Below are 19,197 nucleotides of genomic sequence, written 5' to 3'. Positions count from 1 at the left end.
CGCGGCCGGGCCGCATCGCCGGGACAGAACTCCCCAGCGGCCCCCAAACGGTGCGCTGCCCGCTTCCGGTCACATGACCGGAAGCGGGCAAGCCGTTACCAGTTCAGGGAAACACCCAGCTGTGCGCTGGTATCGCGATAGCCCTGGCTGCCGGTCTGGTGGCTGATCTGGCCCCAACCACGCCAGCCCCCGGACAGGTTGACCTGCACGCCGGCCTTGGCCTCGTACAGGTCGTCAGGCAGATCACGACGGATCGCTTCGCCGTCCACCGCGATCGCCGACGCATTGCCGCCCGACCACCAGTTCACCGCGACGAAGGGATGTACTTGACCCTGCTTCCGGGTCAGCGCGCGGGTATACAGGCGCGCGCCGAGCCGGGTGCTGGTGCCACCCACGCGGCGGCTTTCCACGACCGTGCCATTGGTCTCGACGACCTCATCGGCGTTGTAGTGGTTGTGGATCACCTGCAGCTGCGGTTCCAGATATACACCCCGCTGCCCATTGCTGTGCAATGGCAGGGTATAGCCGCCTTCCACAGAGCCACTCCAGCTGCGTGAGCGGTACCGTTGCTCGGCCAGGCCCTGGCCCTGCACGCGGTTGCGGAAACGGGCGTACTGCAACCAGCTGTCCACATACGCACCGGGAAGCATGCCGGCCTCCTGCAGCCAAGTGCCGTAGAGGCCCAGGCTGGTACCGGACACTACGCCGCGCGCGGTGTAGCCGGTCACCCGCGAGGTGGCGTCATTGGTGGCGCGGCCATGTCCACCCATCAACCCAACCTGCAGCTGGCCACCCGCGGTTTCGGCAAGAGCATGTCCAACGCCCATCATCACGCTGTCCACGCGGCTGTCCACGCGCACCTGCTCCCCCGCAGCGTGGCGATCCATGGTGCTGCTGCGCACGTTTGCCCAGGCGAGCGCGCCGGGGGAGTCGTCGGATGGGACGCGCATGGGATCACCCGCACGATCATGCAGACTGTGCTGGAACATGCGCAGCGCGGTGGATTGGTTGGCGAGATAGACGGCGGGCTCCGGACGTTCCACCTTCAGTGCAGGTGGTGTCCCCGGGTCAACCGGATCAGGGCGTGCTGGATCCACGGGATCCACTGGTGCAAGGGGATTCGCCGGATCAACCGGATCGACCGGATCGACCGGATCGACCGGATCGACCGGATCAACCGGATCGACCGGATCGACCGGATCGACCGGATCAACCGGATCAACCGGCGGCACATACACCGAGCGCAGGTACCAATTGCCGTCATCCGGATCGGCCACGCCACCCTTGTACAGGAAGTAGTCGTACGCACCGGCAACCGCGCGGCCCTGCAGGATGAACTGCGCCTCCGACTGGCCGGCCACGCTGATCAGGCGGATGCCTTCGCTGGTCAGTGCACCTGCACCGCCTGCGTTGTCGACCCTCACGTTGGCGGTGCCGCTGCTGTTGCCCTGGATCACCAACGCATCACCACGGGAGTTGTCATCGCCAAGCTGGCGGTTCATCACCCAGGTGCCGCCGTTGCCGAGGTAATCGCCAGTGATGGTCAGCGTCTTGAAGTCGTCCTGCGTGGGCGCGACGAACGCGATGGTACCGGCATGCTGCAGCGTGGCCACGGTGGAGTCGCCACGCAGGTTCCAGCGGCTGCTGTCATCCAGTGACAGCGAGGCCACGTGGAAGCCGCTGTCGCTGCGCAGTGCGCCGGTCAGCACGCTGCCGTTGCCCAGGGCCATCCGTACGTTGGCGGTGGCGCTGTCCACGACCACATCGCCGGTCAGGCGGCTGTTGTCAGCGGTGAACACGATGTCGGAGGTCGCCACCGAGCTGCCATCGGTGAACACGGTGTCGCTGACGCGCAGCAGGCGGCCGCCTTCCACCGCACCGGCCTGGCGCGCGATCACATCCGTATTGGTGAGGGTCAGATCCTGATTGCTGCCCTGCAGCCACAACGCCGGTCCGTCCTCAGTCTGCAGCTGGCTGTTGTTGAATGCCAGCCGGTTCCAGTACGGACCGAACACCGTGATGTAGGAGCGGTAGACACCGGAACCGGCTCCCTGCGCATGGACCGCGACGTTGTCTGCGGTGAGTACCGCAGTATTCATCTGCACGATGCCGAACGACGCATCGCCCAGCACGTTGATGTGGCCGCCGTCCAGTTGAACGTCTGCGGTACTGCCGCCCAGGAACACACCGCCACCGCCATTGCCGTAGGTGGTGATATCCAGTCCATTGGCGCGGATACGCGAGTAAGGCGTTGGTGGGTTGCTGCCCGATGCGCGGAGTCCGTACACACCGTCGCCATGGGTGTCGATGCTGCCGCCGTTGATCGTTGCAGTGCCGCCCCAGACATCGATGCCATGGCCATAGCCATTGGTGCCGTACGTGCTGATCACGGTATCGGTCAGATCTGCCAGCGACGCCGAGCTGGACAACCACAGTCCGGATTGCCCGTCACGCACAGTGAAATGCGCCCCGTTGGCGGTCAGCCGGCCCCAGTCGTTGATGTTGACGCCGTAGCCACCGGTCGTCTCGAAACGGCCCCCGGTCACTTCGGCTGTTGCGTACAGCCGATTGGTCTTGTTGCCCAGTAGACGGATACTGCCACCCGTTGTGGTGGCGCTGCCCCCGCTCATGCGCAGCAGGCCGCCGCTGCTGATATCGAAGTAGCCGTTGGTGACATCGACATCGGTCAGCGACAGCACGCTGCCAGTATCACTGGAGGAGAGGCGCCCGCTGAAGCCGTTGTTGCCTGGCGCAAAGGTCAGCTGCAGTGATTCCATCGACAACAGCGCGCCGGATGCCGCCTGCACGGCACTGTTGGCGCCGCTGTCGATACCCGTGCCGACAACATGCAGTTCACTGCCACTCCCGGTGGCGTAAAGCGCATGGCCAGCACTGCTCACGTGGCCGCCGGTCAGCCAGACTTTGCCGCCGCCGGTGGCGTTGACCGTGCCGTAGCCCGAGCCGTTGCGGTAGGCATCGATGACCAGATTGTCGGCGCGGATGACGCTGCCGGCACCGCTGGCGTTGAGCGCATAGCCAACGCTGGCGCTGCCATCGCCCAACTGCAGGTGGCCGCCGTTGATCACTGCACTGCCGCCGGACATGGCGCCGATGCCGCTGCCATTGGCGGTCACGCGCAGGTCCAGGTCGGTACTGGTCAGCGCGGCATCCTGGCCCTGCACCGTGACGGCATAGCTGCTGCCGGCGTGGACTACGCTGTCACCACGGGCCAGATCGAACGCGTCGCCGGCATTGACCGTGATCGGGGTGGTGTACTCCACCGCAGCGGCGGGCAGCGCCGCCAGCAGCGCGACGCACAGCGCCAGCCGTGTCGGCAGGCCACCGCCACGGGTGGCGGTCACGCCTGAGTGCGTGCCGCGCCGCTGGGCAAATTCGGACGCAACCACGCAGCGTCCACTCACGGGATCCCGTACCAATCGGTAGATTCTGTTCATCCTGCCTATCTCGTTGCAAGGCAGCCGCCCGGCGTGCACCCGGTGCGTCTGCAGGCCATGACGATCGCCACGTTGGCGATCACCGTCGGGGCATCACCGGAGATGGCCGGCAACGCTGCATGGCGACAAGGCGCGGGGGAGGAGGGCAAGATGGCGATGCCATCGCCACGACACGCAACCGCGTGTCTCAGGGGCGTCCTTGAAGCCGTACCGGCGAAGGCGCAGGGCACTGCCGTGATCAGGCACGACCGTTGCGCCACCGGTATGCACAGGCTAGGCAGTGGGTGCCGCTGCTGACATCAGGCGATCCTTAAACTGCTTCAGGCAGGCGCTGGGATTGGGCGGCCAGTCAGCTGCCGCATGTCCGCGCGGGCGGTGCACCGGCCGTCACCGGCCTTCGCGGCTCAGTTGAACAGGTCCGAGGCCAGGCAGAAGGTGATCAGCTCCTGGTCGGTCTTGGCGCCCAGCTTGCGCATCGCGCTGACCTTCTGGGTGCTGACGGTTTTGCTGCTGCGATTCAGGCGCTTTGCGATGTCGCCCACACTCTGGCCGTTGGCAAACAGCCGGATGACTTCGAACTCGCGCGGCGACAGCAATGACGCGGACGATGCATCGCCTGTCGCGGGCAGAGCGTCCTCGCGAGGCAGGTCCGTCGAGCGGTAGATGCGCTGCGCCAGCAATGAGGCGAGGGCGACGTTGAGTTCCTTCAGATCGCCGCTTTTACGCACCACGCCACTCGCGCCGGCCCGGTACATCTCGGCGATGATCGACGGATTGGAGACCATGGTCAGGATCAGGATGCGCGTGTCTGGAAAGTTGCGGTCGAGATACGAGATCAACTTGATGCCATCGCCCAGCGTGTCATCGCCTGGCATGTTGTAATCGGAAATCACGATGTCCGGACCGAGCGTCTGCATCAGCTCGACCAGCGCGGTGGGGTTCTGCGCTTGACCCACCACCTGCAGGCGCGGGTCCCGTTCGATCACATCGCGGATACCCGCCAGAACGATCGGGTGGTCATCGGCAATGACGATCTTGGTCTGCATGCGTGTTCTCGGCACCGGTAGTAGCAATCAAGGGACATCCAGGGTTCCCGGCGGCGAGCCTTCCAGTCGCACCAATGCGTGTTCCAGGCGCGCCAGGAACGCACCGCACGCGTCCACCGCGGCACCTGCGGCGAGTCTATCTTCGATCGCCTCGGCAGCGTCGACCAACGGCTGTGCCGACACCATCACCAATGCGCCCCGGATGCGATGCAGCATCTGTCCCGCCGCGACGGCGTCACGAGCCTGTATCGCGTGGGACAGCGCACGCAGGTCGCTGCGCATGGTGGTCAGAAAGAGTGCACGCAGATGGTCGGGGACGAGGATGGTATCGCCCGGCATATCGTGACCTGGTGAAGCATCGGCCGTGATCGGGGGCTCCCGCTCAACTACGCCGCTCAATTGGCGATACAGCGCCTGGAGCGAAATCGGCTTCACCAGGCAGCTGTCCATGCCTGCGCTGCGGCAGCGCTCACGCTCTTCGGGCGCCGCGTTGGCGGTCGCACCGATGATCGGGACACGCACGCCCTTGGCACGCAGCTGGCGGGTGAGGGCGTACCCGTCGATATGCGGCATGTTCACATCGGTCAGCACGGCGTCGAACCGGCGCTGCGTCCAGTAACCCAAGGCTTCGTCGCCATCGCTTGCGACCACGGCGTGGCAGCCGAGCTGTTCCAGCTGCTCGCGCAGGATCATCTGGTTGATGGGATTGTCCTCGGCGACCAGCACGTGCAGTCCCAGACGGCGGAACTGCGGTGCGGGCGCCGGTACGCGAAGCGGTGCGTCATCACCGCCAGCCATCAGCAGCGCATCCACGATCGCATCCAGGTTGTGCAACGCCACATCCCATCGTCCGTCGATCAGCTCGGGGTGGTCGCCGCCATCTGTCCTGGCCACGACGTGCGGTCCGGACCAGTCCGGAACGGGCTCGTCCAGAACAGCGTCGAGCATGGCGGTCTCCGGGTTGAAATTCTGTGCCGATTCGCGGTGATAGACCTGCGCCGCAGCGCCACGCTGGCGCAGGCGCTCACACAGGTTCTCGGCCAGTTCGCGCACTGAGGAGCGCACGTAAACCGCAGGATGCTGCGCAAACGTGGGGCGGATCTCCGGCAGCTCGGGGCTCTCTGCCAGCGCCAGGTCGAAGCTGAAGCTGCTGCCCAGCCCGCTGTCGCTGACCACCCTCAGTTCGCTGTCCATCAGTTCCAGCAGATGGGCGCTGATCGCCAGTCCCAGCCCGGTTCCCCGCATCGCATCGGTGGCCGGGTTGGCCTGGTAGAACGGTTCAAAGAGGCGGAGCTGGTGTTCCTGCTGGATGCCGATCCCCGTATCGGCCACCTGCCATCCCAGCTGCGGCAGCTCGCCCGGCTCGCTGAGTCCACGCAGACGCACCACGATGCGACCCACATCGGTGAACTTGATCGCGTTGCTGATCAGGTTGTTGAGCACCTGCCGGATCCGCGCGGCATCGCCGATGACCAGCGCGGCGACATTGCTGTCGATGCAGGCATACAGTTGCAGCCGCTTGCGCGTGGCCGATCCCGCATAGGAGCGCACGACGTCCTCGGTCAGACCGGCAGGGCAGAACGCCACCGGCTCCAGCACCAGCTGGCCGGCCTCTGCCTTGGATACATCCAGGATGTCGCTGATCAACTGCATCAGGGTCGATGACGATCGCTGGATGGTCCCCACGTATTCCTGCTGGCGGCTGTCCAGTGGCGTCAGACCGAGCAGCTCCAGCGTTCCCAGTACCCCGTACAGCGGCGTGCGTATCTCATGGCTCATGGTGGCCAGGAACAGGCTTTTGGCACGATTGGCCTGGTCGGCCGCCACCCTGGCCTGCTGCAGGACCTGTTCGGCCTCATGCTGAGCGGTGAGATCGATGAACAGGCACAGCATCACCGGCTCGCCCCGGTAGCGAGCGGCCGTGGCGGTGATCAACAGGTGGCGTCCGTCGGGCGTGGTGTAGGGTTGCGCGGCCGGCCGCTGCGCATCCACGTCGGCCAGTGCGTCGTCGCGCCACACCCCGTGCCAGCCGGGTGCATCCTGGTCTTCCCCCAGCCAGCTGCGTACCAGCGCGTTTTCGAGAATCATCTGTCCGTCGCGACGGCGCAGCAGGCACAAGCCGATCGGTGCGGCGTCCAGCACGGTGCGGCTGAACGCTTCGCTTTCCAACAGACGTTCATGGTTCTCGCGAAGGGGTACCAGTACCGATCGCCGATAGCTGCGCAGCACCAGCACGCCACCGAGGGCCAGCAACAGCGCGGCGACCACACTGCCGATCAGGGGGCCGCGCGGATGGCTCAGCAGGCGCGCCCACCGCACCTGATAGACCGCCTGCCAGCCGTCACTGGTTCGCATGCGGTAGACCACGCCCGTTGGCGTGAAGCTGCGCTCCGCGCCGCGGCCATCGCCGTTCACGGCAGGGCCGTGCACGGGTCGGCCGTTCGGGTCGATGATGGACAGCTCATCGTAGATCGCCTCGCCGAGAATCTGGCGGTGCGCATCGAGGCGGGAAAGGTCCAGAAGGCATGCGATCGCTGGCATCGCCGCCGCGTCCACATCACCCCATGCGCTGATGTCCTGCGGCGCCTGCGCGATCGAGAGGAGGCGATTGTTGCCGTCGCCCGGGTCGCGCTGGAACCAGCGCACATCACCACGTTGCAAGGACACACTGGCCGCTACCGCGTGTATGTAGTGCAGAAGCGCCTGCGACGATGCCGACGAGGGGCGCACCGGATCGATGTCATCGACCGTCAAGGGCACCAGCAGCCCGGCGGTTCCCTCGCCACTGACCAGCAGGCAGCGCGGTGAGGGGTACAGCGATTCCGCCCAGAACGCACCATAGAAGCCGGAGAACCGCACACCGAGTGACGCGGCGGACGTCGGCGGCGGCGTGTCGTCGTGCAGGACCGAGAAGGGGATGAACGCGAGCGTCGCGCTATCTGACTGGCGCACACGGGACAGCGGCTCGCTGCGCACCGTGCCCGGTGGCCCGCCCGGTGCCGCCGCACGCTCATGGTCGTGGGCACGCCATCGCCGCATGAAGCGTTCCTGTTCCTGCAGCGCACCACTCAGTCGGCGGAAGTGGAAGTCCACCTTGCCCTGTTCTTCGTTCAACAGCTGCAGCGTGGTCGACAGCACCAGCCCTGCCTGCACCGTGGCCAGAACGATGACGCCGATCAGCAGCGCATGCACGCGCAGCGAGCGGCGGGCGAGTCGGCGGATGGGTGCAGCCTCGGGCATGGAAGTCCCCTCTGTGATGGTGGCTCAGGGCGCCGGCCGCAGCGCACTGCCGTTTTGCCCGTTCGATCATGCACCGCGCGCCAAGCATGCGGAGCAGGGTTTGACGACGTGGTGAATGTGGGCGGAGACCGCCTCAGCGCGGTGCCAGTGCACCCGGCTGGCCCAGCTCAGTATGCCGGTGCGCCGCCTTTTCCTGGTCCAGCAGCGCACCGAACGTCTCGGCCGGGATCGCCCGTGAAATCAGGAAGCCCTGGACCTGGTTGCACCCCAGCTTGCGCAGCGTAGCCAGTTCGGCGTCGGTCTCCACGCCTTCAGCGACGATGTTCAGTCCCAATCTGCTGCCCAGCGCGATCACCGTCGCCAGCGCGCTGTGCAACGCGGGGTCCCGCGCGCAGCCACGGACCAGGGCACCGTCGATCTTGACCTCGGTGAAGGGGGTGCTGACCAGGTTGTGCACCGTGCTCAAGCCTTGGCCAAAATCATCCTGGGCCAGCCCGAAGCCCTTCATGCGCAGGCGGCACGCGCCGGCGTAGTAGTCGCTGACGTGGTGCGTGGTACTGCTCTCCATCAGCTCAAAACACAGGTCGGCCGGTGTGCCGCCCTGTTGCAGAGTCAGATCCAGCAGTTCGTCCGGCAGGTTGCCGCGCTCCAGAAGGTGAGGCGGCAGGTTGATCGATACCGGGATGCGGAATCCCTGCTCGCGCCAGCGTGCCTGGGCCTGGATGCTGGCCTTGAGGATATGGCGCAGCACCGCCGATTCGAGCCCGTGCTGCTCGATCAGAGGCAGGAAGCGGCCAGCCTGCAGCGTGCCATGTTCGGGATGGCGCCAGCGCACCAGCGCCTCGGCGGCCACCACCAGGCCGGAATCCAGCGACTTCTTCGGCTGGAACCACGCGGTGATCTCCCCGTCATCGATCGCCCGGCGCAGGCGTTCGCGGGTTGCGTTGATCGGTACCTCGACCGGCGCGTGCGCGGGGCCTTCTCCACTGCGGGCGTCGTCCAGCTGTGCCAGCAGCTCACGCACGTCGGCCGGCGAGACCGGCTTGGGCAGGATACCGAGCACGGTGATGCCCAGCGACTCGGCCATCAGCCGCGCCGAGGCCATCATCCGCTGCGACACGGAGCTGACCAGCGCCAGCATCGGCCTGTGCTCCTGTGCGGCCAGCGCCTGGATGAACTGGATGCCATCCACGCCCGGCATCATCAGGTCCGTCACCACCAGGTCGTAGCGCTGCCAGTGGCACATCTCTACCGCGTCGGCGGCATCGCCCGAGGTATCCACGGTGACGCCGGGTGCGGCGTTGAACATGTTGGCGAGGAACCCGCGCTGGAAGGCCTGGTCTTCGAGAATCAGTACACGTTGGTGGCTCATGCCGTGGCTCCTGCGGTCAATCCGCCCAGCGCACGGCGGAGGGTGGCGATATCGATCGGCTTCACCAGGTAGTCATCCATGCCCTCGGCCAGGCACCGTTCGCGCTCGTCAGGGGTGGCATTGGCGGTTGCGCCGATCACGGGCATCGCGTAGCCCTGCTGGCGCAGGTGCCGTGTCAACGCGTGGCCGCCGAGGCCGGGCATGTTGATGTCGGTCAACACCACATCGAAGGGCTGGGCGCGGCAGCAGGCCAGTGCCTCATGACCATCGGAGGCGGTCGCCACGTGGCAGCCCAGCGTCTCCAGCTGCTCCTTGAGGATCAGCCGGTTGATCGGATTGTCCTCGGCAACCAGCACCCTCAGTCCGAGCGGGGCAGACACGATCGGTGTCGACGTGGCGACCGTCACCTGGTTTCCCTGTTGCAGGCGGAACACGGCATCGGCGATGGCACGGATGCTGAGCAGGGTGACCGTCAGCTGGTCCGGGCGCATCGGATCCTCGCAGGCCGGGTCGCCGCCGTCGGCGGTTGCGACCACGCGCGGGCCCGGCCACTCGACCGGAATGGCATCGCGCGGATCACTGTCAAGCAGGATCGCGCCCGGTTCGATCGGACCCGTTGCGTCCTCGCTGTAGCGTCGTGCCGTGGCGCCCCAGCGCTGCAGCCATTGACAGGCGCTATCGGTGAGCTCGGTGATGGCGCAGCGCACGTACACCGGGGGGTGCGGCAGCAGCGCTGGGCCGTCATCCACGGCGGCGGCGTTGATCGGGGTGCCCTCCTGTACGCCCAGCGGCAGGATCACAGTGAAGCTGCTCCCCAGTCCGGGCTCGCTCACCAGGCGCATTTCACCGTTCATCAGGCGCACCAGGTGGTCGCTGATCGACAGCCCCAGTCCGGTGCCATCGTTGCGACCCTGGGCACCTGCCTGGCGGAACGGCTCGAACAGCCGGGGATGATCGGCGGCCGCGATACCGATCCCGGTGTCGGTGACCTGCCAGCTCACGGTGGCGGTGCCGCCTTCGCAGGCGAGCAGCCTGACCCGCAATACGATGCGTCCGCTGTCGGTGAACTTGATCGCATTGCTGAGCAGGTTTCCCAGTACCTGGCGGATCCGGTCGGCATCCCCGGTCACCTGCGCCGGCAGCCGCGGATCGGTGCAGACCACGATCTGCAGCTGCTTGCGCGCCGCGGCGGCGGCATAGGCACGCAGCGTGGTTTCGGCCAGTTCCAGTGGCGAGAACGCCACGGTGGCCAGGGTCAGCTGGCCCGATTCGATCTTGGATACATCCAGGATGTCGCTGATCAGCTGTAACAGTACCGATGATGACTGCTGGATGGTCTTGAGGTACTGCGCCTGGCGTGAGTCCAACGGCGTGTTGCCCAGCAGTTCCAGCGTGCCGAGGACCCCGTACAGCGGTGTGCGGATCTCATGGCTCATGGTGGCGACGAAGGCGCTCTTGGCCTGGCTGGCTTCATCGGCGGCCTGCTTGGCGGCGGACAGTGCAGCCTGGATCTGGCGATGCCGCGTGATGTCGTTGAACACGCACAGCAGTACGTCATCACCGTGGTACCGCGTGGCCGCGGACAGTACCTGCAGCTGCCGTCCATCCCGGGTCGTGAAGTCGACTCCGCGCCGGTGCGAACGACAGGGGACAGGGCCGCTTGCGCTGCGCCAGGCGCCGGTCCAATCGCCCGTGCGGGTATCGCTCCCGAGCCAGTCGCGGGCCAACTGGTTCTCCAGCATCACCTGGGCGTCGTGGCAGCGCAGCACGCACATGCCGACCGGCGCCATTTCGATCACGGTGCTGCCGAAGTCGAAGCTGTCCCTCAGCTGCAGGTGCTGCTGATGGGCTGGCTGGATCAGCTGGCGGTCGATGCGTCGGATGAGCACCCGCAGCGCGCAGACAGCGGCCAGGCACAGCAGCAGCGACACTGCGGCGTGTCCGGCCATGTCGCGCAGCAGCAGGGTGGAGGGAACGTGGTAGACAAGCCGCCAGCCGTCCTGGCCGATGCTCTTGATCAGTGCCAGCCCCTCCGGCAGCCCGCGCGCCCAGACGAAGGCGAACGCATCGTCGCGCTGGCCGTACAGCCAGGTCGCGGGTGGACCGGTGTCCGCTCGGCTGGAGAGTACTGGCTTGCTATGCCCGTCGAGCAGGAGGAAATCCCCGATGCCTTGTCCATTGACCATGCTTGCCACAGCGCCTGGCGCTAGCGCCAGCACCAGCCAGTTCGTGGGATCGGGTGCTTCGTCGGCGGCCCGAAACAGGTAGAGGGTGCCCCCTGGCCGGTCGGAACTCAGCCAGTACACGCTTGTGCCAGGCATCGCACGGAGGGCATGTGCGCGTAGAAGGGAGGCCGTCAGCTCGACCGGCGGGGGCGTTGCCGGGGTCCGCCGGCCGTGCAGCCACTGACGCGGCGCGTCCGGATCGGCGCTGACGTGGATGAGCTGTGCGCCGAACTCGGCCAGCGTCCGCTCGGCGCGTGAGGACAGCAGCAGAGTGAGCTGGCGGCCATCACGACCCGTTCCCAGCGGCAGGCGCTGGACCTCGCTGTCGTCCCGGCTGGCGGGACGGGGCAGTGCGGAGGCTGGGATCGACGGCGAGGACTCCACCACCGAATCCACCAGATAGTTCAACAGCGCCTCGCGATGATCGAAGTACAGCTGCGCGCGGTAGGCGGCGGCATTCATGTCGCGGCGATGCACCGAGACATCATCGCTCAGCTGCGCCAGCAGGTAGAACCCCGCAGTGCCGATCAGGCAGAACAGCACGCAGAGCGACAGCCAACGCAGCAATACGTTGGCCGCCACCACCGGGGCGTCAAGGGAGGAGCGTCGGGGCAGAAGACGGTGCATGCGCGCATGCTAGGAAGCGAAGGCGGGCAGGCCCATCAGTCGATCCCTAAAACCGTGCGCCGAGGCGCGAGCGCATGGCTGCGGTTCAGCGGGGTGAAAACCAACGGGCCCGCACAATGGCGGGCCCGTCAGCGATGCGATGGTGGCGGCGGATTAAAGTGCCGTACCGCCAAACTTGTGGGTGTACTGCAGGTTGATCGTCCGGCCCACGGTGTCGAACCAGGACACGTCGTAATACGGATACGGCGTATACGTCGCATCCTTCGGCGGCAGCTTGTTGGCGATGTTGACCACCGACAGCGACAGGCGCGAATGATCATCGAAGCGGTACTGCAACGACACGTTGTAGCGGTACGTCGCCCCGACCCACGGGCTGTCGCCGCTGTCCGGATCGAAACTCTGGTCGTAGCTGTCGTAGGTCGGCAGTTTGCCCAGGCGCGAGCCGTACAGCGTGGCCGACCACGCCGCGTTCTCCCAGGTCACGCTCGCACTGGTCTTGGTGCGCGGAATGTCGAAACCGCTGTTGATCGCGAACTGGTCCTCGACCAGATCGCCTTCAAACTGCTGGAAATCGTGCGTCTTCACCCAGGTGTGGTTGCCACTGAGGATGAAGTCACCGATCCCGGTGCTCAGGCGGTAGCGCAGGCCCACATCGATGCCGCGCGTCGTTTCGCGCGCGATGTTGATCGGGCTCACGTGCACGCCGTACAGGCGGCCATCATTGGTGCGGGTAACCCGGCTGATCGCATCCACGCAGGTCGGCGACGCCGCGTCCGCGTCGCCCAGGCGGCAGGCCGCCTCGTCGCGCAGGATGGTGCTCACATCCATGTCCTGCACCTGGTCGCGCATGTCGATATCGAACCAGTCCACCGACACATCCAGACCCGCTGCCGGCGACCACACAAAACCAGCACTCCACGAGGTGCTGGTTTCCGGGTCCAGCTGGCGGTTGCCTTCGCGCGTGCGGATCAGGTTCTCTTCGTAATCCGAGCAGTCATCGCCGCCGTCCACCGCGCAGGCGTAGTAGTCGTTGGCACTGGTTTCATCATTGCCCGGGCCGGCATACACGTAGTGCAGGTCCGGCGCGCGGAACGCGGTGCCGTAGGAGCCGCGCACCAGCAGCGTATCGATCGGGCGCCACTCCAGGCCACCGCTCCAGGTCGCCTTGCCGATGGTGTTGCCCGAGTAACGGTACTGGTCGAAGCGGCCGGCCAGGCTGACGTTGAACGTGTCATGCAGCGGCAGGCGCAGCTCGGCCGCAGTCGCCCAGCGGTTGCGGCTGCCGTGGCCATCCGAATCCTTCCAGCTGTAGTAGTAGTACTGCGTCGCCAGCGGGTCCGGATTCAATGCGTAGGACTGATTGCCGAACTCGGCGGTCGCCGCGAAGCCGGCCTTGCCGCCCGGCAGCTCGAACAGCTCGCCGTTGGTCAGGGTCAGTGCGGCGGTCTCGGTGCGCGACTTCGGGGTATAGGTGGTGCGCGCGGCGATCGAATCGTACTCGCTGCGGCTCAGCGGCCGGTACAGGCGCGCCGGGTCGGCGTTGAACACCGGGAACACGTTGTCGTCGTCATCGGTGTACTCGCCCAGCTGCTCGCCCAGGAACAGCGCATTGGCCTTGGCGGCGATGATCTGCGGCCAGCGGATGCTGGACTGGTACTGCGAATGGCTCAGCGAGGCCTCGTATTCCCAGTCCGCGCCAAGCGCGCCCTTGAAGCCGGTGGTCACGCTGAAGGTCTTCTGGGTGCTGCGCACCATGCCGTTGTCGAGTCCGCCCATTTCCTCGGGGGAGAACTGGCGCTGCCAGAACTCCACCTGATCGGTGGCCTGGTTGTAGAAGTAGCCGTCCTCGTTGCCGTCGGCCGCCATGCGGCCCCACTGGGTCACATCGCGCATCAGCGCCAGGTCGTGGTAACCCATCTGCACATCGGCGAACCATTCCGCGCCGTTGTCGAAGGCATAGCGCAGCGAGGCATAGCCGTTGGCACCGCGGCGCTTGCTCAGGATCGTGCCGTAGCCGATCGAGCGGTCGCTGCCGCAGTAGAAGCCATACCGCGCCCGCTCGGCGTACTGGGTGCTGCCGTTGTTCTGGCCGGCCAGCGCATCGCAGGTGGCCTGGCCCGGGTCCAGGTAGTCGTCGTTGTAGTCGGTGCGCAGGTAGGCGCGGCGCAGGGAGCGGGCGCTCTCGGTCGGCGCGTCCAGCGTGGAATCCTGCTGGCCACGCTCATAGGCCCACAGCGGGGTCTGCGACTGCAGCTCCAGGCTGTAGACCGCGCTGAAACGGCCGGCGTCGAAGCCACTGGCGATGCTCATGTCGAAGGACTCACCACCGCCTTCGCTGGTGGTGCCCATGCGCATGTCGACCGTGGTGCCGTCCACCTGCTTCTTCAGGATGAAATTGACCACGCCGGCGATCGCGTCCGAACCGTAGATCGCCGAGGCGCTGCCGGTCAGCACTTCGATGCGCTCGATCATCCCGATCGGGATGTTGGAGACGTCGGTGAAGTTGCTGCGGCCCTGGAAGGGCATCGGGAAATCGGCGATGCGGCGGCCGTTGACCAGCACCAGGGTGTGATTGGGGCCGAGGCCGCGCAGGTCGACCTGCTGCGCACCGGGCGAGAAATCGGCGCCGCTGGAAGACTGCTGGCTCTGGGTCTCACCGCCGTTCTGGGTCATCGAGCGCAGCACGTCCGGCACGCTGGTGAAGCCGCTGGCCTGGATCTGCTCGGCGGTGATGACCGTGACCGGGGCCGGCCCCTCCACCTGCGCGCGCGGAATGCGCGAGCCGGTGACCTGCACCGTATCCAGTTGCTGCACCCCGGGGGCGGGCGTCTGGGCACCCGCAGTTGCGGCCACACCCATCAACGCCAGCTGGATCGACCACGCCATCGCCTGTTTACGCATGAGAATTCTCGAGAAGAAAGTGTCGGCCTCGAGGGAGGCCTGTCCCCCATTCACATTTCGCGAATGGACGGCGCGCATTTAACGCCTTTTTCACGGGGCTGACCACTGCCAATTTCTCTGGCACAGGGTGGAAGCGCTTTCAGGCCGGTTTTGTTCAGCCTCGTCAACGCACACAACGGTTTCCGGTCTTCCACCCGCCCGCCCTACCCACGGTGCGCTGCCCTCGCCATGATGGGGTCCACCCCTCGGAGTGCCTTGCCCATGTCCCGTTCCAGCGCGCTGTTGCTCTCGCTGTGTCTGTCGATCCCCTTGGCTGCCAGCGCTGCGGCGGCCGAGCCGGTGCTGGTGATCCACGGCGGTGCCGGGGTGGAGCGCAAGGATCTGTCGCCTGCCGAGGAAAGCGCCGCGCGTGCCGCCCTGCGGCAGGCTTTGGTGAAAGGGCATGCCGTGCTGACCGCCGGCAAGCCGGCACTGGAGGCAGTCACCGCGGCGATCACCGTGCTGGAGGACGATCCCACCTTCAATGCAGGCAAGGGGGCGGTGTTCACTCATGACGGGCGCAATGAACTGGATGCGTCGCTGATGGATGGCGCCACGCTCAAGGCCGGCGCGGTGGCCGGTGTGCAGCGTGTGCGCAACCCGATCCTGCTCGCCGAAGCGGTGATGCAGCATTCCCCGCACGTGATGATGGTCGGGCAGGGCGCCGAGGCGTTCGCCAGCAGCCAGGGCATTCCCCTGGTGGATCCGTCCTACTTCCGCACCGACAAGCGCTGGCACCAACTGCAGAAGGCGCTGAAGGAAGAGGCCAGCGGCCAGGCCCCTGTGGAGCTGGACACGGCCCGCCACTTTGGCACCGTCGGGGCGGTCGCGCTGGACAAGGACGGCAAGCTTGCCGCCGGCACCTCCACCGGCGGGATGACCAACAAGCGCTATGGCCGCGTGGGCGACTCACCGATCATCGGCGCGGGCACCTATGCCGATGCAGGATGCGCGGTATCGGGCACGGGCTGGGGTGAGTACTACATCCGCACGGCGGCCGCGCACGATATCTGCGCACGCATGCAGTACCTCAAGCAGGGGCCGGTGGAGGCCGGGCGTGCCGTGATCAACGAACGCATTCCCGCACTCGGCGGCGATGGCGGGGCGATCGTGCTTTCCGCCGACGGTCGTGCAGCGACCCCGTTCAACACGCAGGGCATGTATCGCGGCTGGATAGGGGCCGATGGCGTGCCACACGTGGCGATCTTTGCCAGCGAGACCCTGCCGTTGCCAGGCCAATAGCCTGTCCCGACAAGGCTATTGCAGATTCGTGTGAAAAAATTCAAAAAGGTTGTTGACAGAACCCCCGTTTATCCCCAAAATTCACGGCTCTTCCACCCCACACCGAAAACGCTTCGGCGCCACGGGACAGGGTGGTAAGGAGGGATACCCAAGCGGCCAACGGGGGCAGACTGTAAATCTGCTGGCTTACGCCTTCGGTGGTTCGAATCCACCTCCCTCCACCAGTTTCATGTTGTGGCAAGAGCTTCCGATGCGGGAGTAGTTCAATGGTAGAACCTCAGCCTTCCAAGCTGATGGTGCGGGTTCGATCCCCGTCTCCCGCTCCATTGAATGAATTTGAATATATTCAAATTCGTGCCATAATACAAAACTCGCTCACGTAGCTCAGTCGGTAGAGCACCTCCTTGGTAAGGAGGAGGTCGAAGGTTCGATTCCTTTCGTGAGCACCATCTAAGTGCTACCAATTCAGACGATTTCGAGATAAGCAGCCATGGCCAAGGGTAAGTTCGAGCGCACCAAGCCGCACGTCAATGTCGGCACCATCGGTCACGTTGACCACGGCAAGACCACGCTGACCGCCGCACTGACCAAGATCGGTGCCGAGCGCTTTGGCGGTGAGTTCAAGGACTACTCGTCGATCGACGCCGCGCCGGAAGAAAAGGCGCGTGGCATCACGATCTCGACCGCACACGTCGAATACGAATCCACCGAACGTCATTACGCCCACGTCGATTGCCCGGGCCATGCTGACTACGTCAAGAACATGATCACCGGTGCTGCCCAGATGGACGGCGCGATCCTGGTCTGTTCGGCTGCTGACGGCCCGATGCCGCAGACCCGTGAGCACATCCTGCTCTCGCGTCAGGTCGGCGTGCCGTACATCGTCGTCTTCCTGAACAAGGCAGACATGGTCGATGACGCCGAGCTGCTGGAACTGGTCGAGATGGAAGTCCGCGAGCTGCTGAGCAAGTACGACTTCCCGGGCGACGACACCCCGATCATCGCGGGTTCGGCCCGTCTGGCGCTGGAAGGCGACCAGAGCGAGATCGGCGTGCCGGCCGTGATCAAGCTGGTCGAAGCTCTCGACAGCTGGATCCCGACCCCGGAACGTGACATCGACAAGCCCTTCCTGATGCCGGTCGAAGACGTGTTCTCGATCTCGGGTCGCGGCACCGTCGTCACCGGTCGTATCGAGCGCGGCGTGATCAAGGTCGGCGAAGAAATCGAAATCGTCGGTATCCGTCCGGTCCAGAAGACCACCGTCACCGGCGTGGAAATGTTCCGCAAGCTGCTCGACCAGGGTCAGGCAGGCGACAACGCCGGTCTGCTGCTGCGCGGCACCAAGCGTGACGACGTCGAGCGTGGCCAGGTTCTGGCCAAGCCGGGTTCGATCAAGCCGCACACCACCTTCGACGCCGAAGTGTACGTGCTGTCCAAGGATGAAGGCGGCCGTCACACCCCGTTCTTCAAGGGCTACCGTCCGCAGTTCTACTTCCGTACCACCGACATCACCGGCGCTTGCGAGCTGCCGGAAGGTGTGGAAATGGTGATGCCGGGCGACAACGTGAAGATGGTTGTCACCCTGATCAACCCGGTCGCCATGGATGAAGGCCTGCGCTTCGCGATCCGCGAAGGCGGCCGTACCGTCGGCGCCGGCGTGGTCTCCAAGATCATCGCGTAATATTGCAATACCGGCGGTTGCTTAGCGCTGCCGGTCTCGCGAAAGGCGGGCCGGGAACCTCGGTCCGCCTTCGCCGTCTAAGGGAAGGCAAGTTTTTTCAGTACGCCAGTAGCTCAATTGGCAGAGCAGCGGTCTCCAAAACCGCAGGTTGGGGGTTCGAGTCCCTCCTGGCGTGCCACTTCTCCCTTCCAGCGGCTATGCCGCCACAGTAGCCAGAGCCGGATGAACAGCAAGATCGAGCATTCCAAAGACAACGCCTCCACTGGAGGTGACATCGTCAAGTACGCCGCCGCAGCTATCCTGGTGCTGGCGGGTCTTTTTGCTTGGTATTGGTTCGGTGCTCCTGAGCATGCCTCCCAGAGTGCATGGGCCGGTCCGCTTCGCGGTCTGGCCGTTGTTGTTGGCCTCGTGGCCGGCCTTGGCGTGTTCCTGCTGACCGGCAAGGGTCGCGACACGCGTGAATTCCTTTCCGAATCGCGTTTCGAACTGCGCAAGGTGGTCTGGCCGACGCGCCAGGAAGCCATTCGCATGACCTGGGTGGTGATCGTTGTGGTGATCATCCTCAGCCTGCTGCTGGGCGGATTTGACTTCGTGATTCAGAAATTGACCCAGTGGTTCCTGGGTCGATAAGGAGAAACCAGTGAAGCGTTGGTACGTCGTTCACGCCTATTCGGGCTTCGAAAAGTCGGTTGCGCAGGCTCTGCGCGATCGCATCGTGCGTGACGAGATGCAGGAGCGCTTCGGTGACGTCCTGGTCCCGACCGAGGAAGTGGTTGAAATGCGCGCCGGCCAGAAGCGCCGTTCCGAGCGCAAGTTCTTCCCGGGTTACGTGCTGGTCCAGATCGAGACCCACGAAGAAAACGGTATCCCGCGCATCGACAACGAGAGCTGGCACCTGGTCAAGGACACCTCCAAGGTGATGGGCTTCATCGGCGGTACCGCCGATCGTCCGCTGCCGATCCGCGATGAGGAAGCCGCCGCCATCCTGGACCGCGTTCAGGAAGGTGTGGAAAAGCCCCGTCCGAAGGTGCTGTTCGAGCCGGGCCAGATGGTCCGTGTCACCGAAGGCCCGTTCAACGACTTCAACGGTGTGGTCGAAGAAGTCAACTACGAGAAGAGCCGTCTGCGCGTCTCGGTGCTGATCTTCGGTCGTGCCACCCCGGTCGAGCTCGAGTTCGGCCAGGTCGAAAAGGCCGTCTGAGCCTGAGGGCAGTAGGTTCCGGGCGGCCGCCCGGAACCTGAACAGCCTGCACCCGCCCGCCTTGAGGCAAGGGTGGAAAAAACCTGATATAGTGCGCGGCTTCCTGCCAGGAAGCTGGCAAAAAGCAAGGGCCGCCGCGAGGTGGCCTTCTGCGTGAATTCAAAACGC

At 65.4% G+C, this 19,197-nt stretch carries 10 protein-coding genes and 4 tRNA genes; 8 read left to right on the top strand and 6 right to left on the bottom strand.

Annotated elements, in window-relative coordinates; translation table 11 throughout:
* Nucleotides 1-95: 95 nt before the first annotated feature.
* The 6 genes from K4043_RS13160 to K4043_RS13135 form a co-directional block, all read right to left on the bottom strand.
* Nucleotides 96-3,455, bottom strand: coding sequence for an autotransporter outer membrane beta-barrel domain-containing protein (locus tag K4043_RS13160; protein ID WP_265309566.1), 3,360 nt, complete (start codon nt 3,453-3,455; stop codon nt 96-98).
* Nucleotides 3,456-3,859: 404 nt separating this feature from the next.
* Nucleotides 3,860-4,501, bottom strand: a complete 642-nt coding sequence (locus K4043_RS13155) for a response regulator transcription factor (RefSeq protein WP_265309565.1) — start codon at nt 4,499-4,501, stop codon at nt 3,860-3,862.
* Nucleotides 4,502-4,528: 27 nt separating this feature from the next.
* Complete coding sequence (locus K4043_RS13150) at nt 4,529-7,741, bottom strand: hybrid sensor histidine kinase/response regulator (RefSeq protein ID WP_265309564.1); 3,213 nt, start codon at nt 7,739-7,741, stop codon at nt 4,529-4,531.
* Between the two features lie 133 nt (nt 7,742-7,874).
* Nucleotides 7,875-9,113: an EAL domain-containing response regulator gene (locus K4043_RS13145; protein ID WP_265309563.1), complete on the bottom strand. Its 1,239-nt coding sequence runs from the start codon at nt 9,111-9,113 to the stop codon at nt 7,875-7,877.
* Nucleotides 9,110-11,965 (bottom strand): response regulator, encoded by a 2,856-nt coding sequence (locus K4043_RS13140; RefSeq protein WP_265309562.1) that lies wholly within the window; start codon nt 11,963-11,965, stop codon nt 9,110-9,112. Before K4043_RS13140 ends, K4043_RS13145 begins: the two co-directional genes overlap by 4 nt.
* A 153-nt stretch (nt 11,966-12,118) precedes the next feature.
* On the bottom strand, nt 12,119-14,866 hold the full coding sequence (locus tag K4043_RS13135) for a TonB-dependent receptor (protein ID WP_265309561.1): 2,748 nt from the start codon (nt 14,864-14,866) through the stop codon (nt 12,119-12,121).
* A gap of 261 nt (nt 14,867-15,127) precedes the next feature.
* Here K4043_RS13135 and K4043_RS13130 point away from each other — a divergent pair, with 261 nt between their 5' ends.
* From K4043_RS13130 to nusG, 8 genes are all read left to right on the top strand, one after another.
* Nucleotides 15,128-16,147: an isoaspartyl peptidase/L-asparaginase gene (locus K4043_RS13130; RefSeq protein WP_265309560.1), complete on the top strand. Its 1,020-nt coding sequence runs from the start codon at nt 15,128-15,130 to the stop codon at nt 16,145-16,147.
* A 138-nt stretch (nt 16,148-16,285) separates the two neighbouring features.
* Nucleotides 16,286-16,371: transfer RNA gene (locus tag K4043_RS13125), tRNA-Tyr, on the top strand.
* A gap of 28 nt (nt 16,372-16,399) precedes the next feature.
* Nucleotides 16,400-16,473 (top strand) — tRNA-Gly (locus tag K4043_RS13120).
* Between the two features lie 47 nt (nt 16,474-16,520).
* Nucleotides 16,521-16,596: transfer RNA gene (locus tag K4043_RS13115), tRNA-Thr, on the top strand.
* 41 nt (nt 16,597-16,637) lie between these two features.
* Complete coding sequence (gene tuf, locus K4043_RS13110) at nt 16,638-17,828, top strand: elongation factor Tu (protein ID WP_123728445.1); 1,191 nt, start codon at nt 16,638-16,640, stop codon at nt 17,826-17,828.
* A gap of 102 nt (nt 17,829-17,930) precedes the next feature.
* Nucleotides 17,931-18,006: transfer RNA gene (locus K4043_RS13105), tRNA-Trp, on the top strand.
* A gap of 44 nt (nt 18,007-18,050) precedes the next feature.
* The gene (gene secE / locus K4043_RS13100; RefSeq protein ID WP_019186114.1) at nt 18,051-18,458 is read left to right on the top strand and encodes a preprotein translocase subunit SecE; all 408 of its coding nucleotides are present in this window, start codon (nt 18,051-18,053) and stop codon (nt 18,456-18,458) included.
* A gap of 10 nt (nt 18,459-18,468) precedes the next feature.
* Nucleotides 18,469-19,029: a transcription termination/antitermination protein NusG gene (gene nusG, locus K4043_RS13095; protein ID WP_019186115.1), complete on the top strand. Its 561-nt coding sequence runs from the start codon at nt 18,469-18,471 to the stop codon at nt 19,027-19,029.
* Nucleotides 19,030-19,197: the final 168 nt, after the last annotated feature.

It is taken from the genome of Stenotrophomonas sp. SRS1 (assembly GCF_026130205.1).
Classification (GTDB): domain Bacteria; phylum Pseudomonadota; class Gammaproteobacteria; order Xanthomonadales; family Xanthomonadaceae; genus Stenotrophomonas; species Stenotrophomonas rhizophila_B.
The sequence above is the reverse complement of the archived record's forward strand: the minus strand, read 5'-3'. Positions and strand labels throughout refer to the sequence as shown.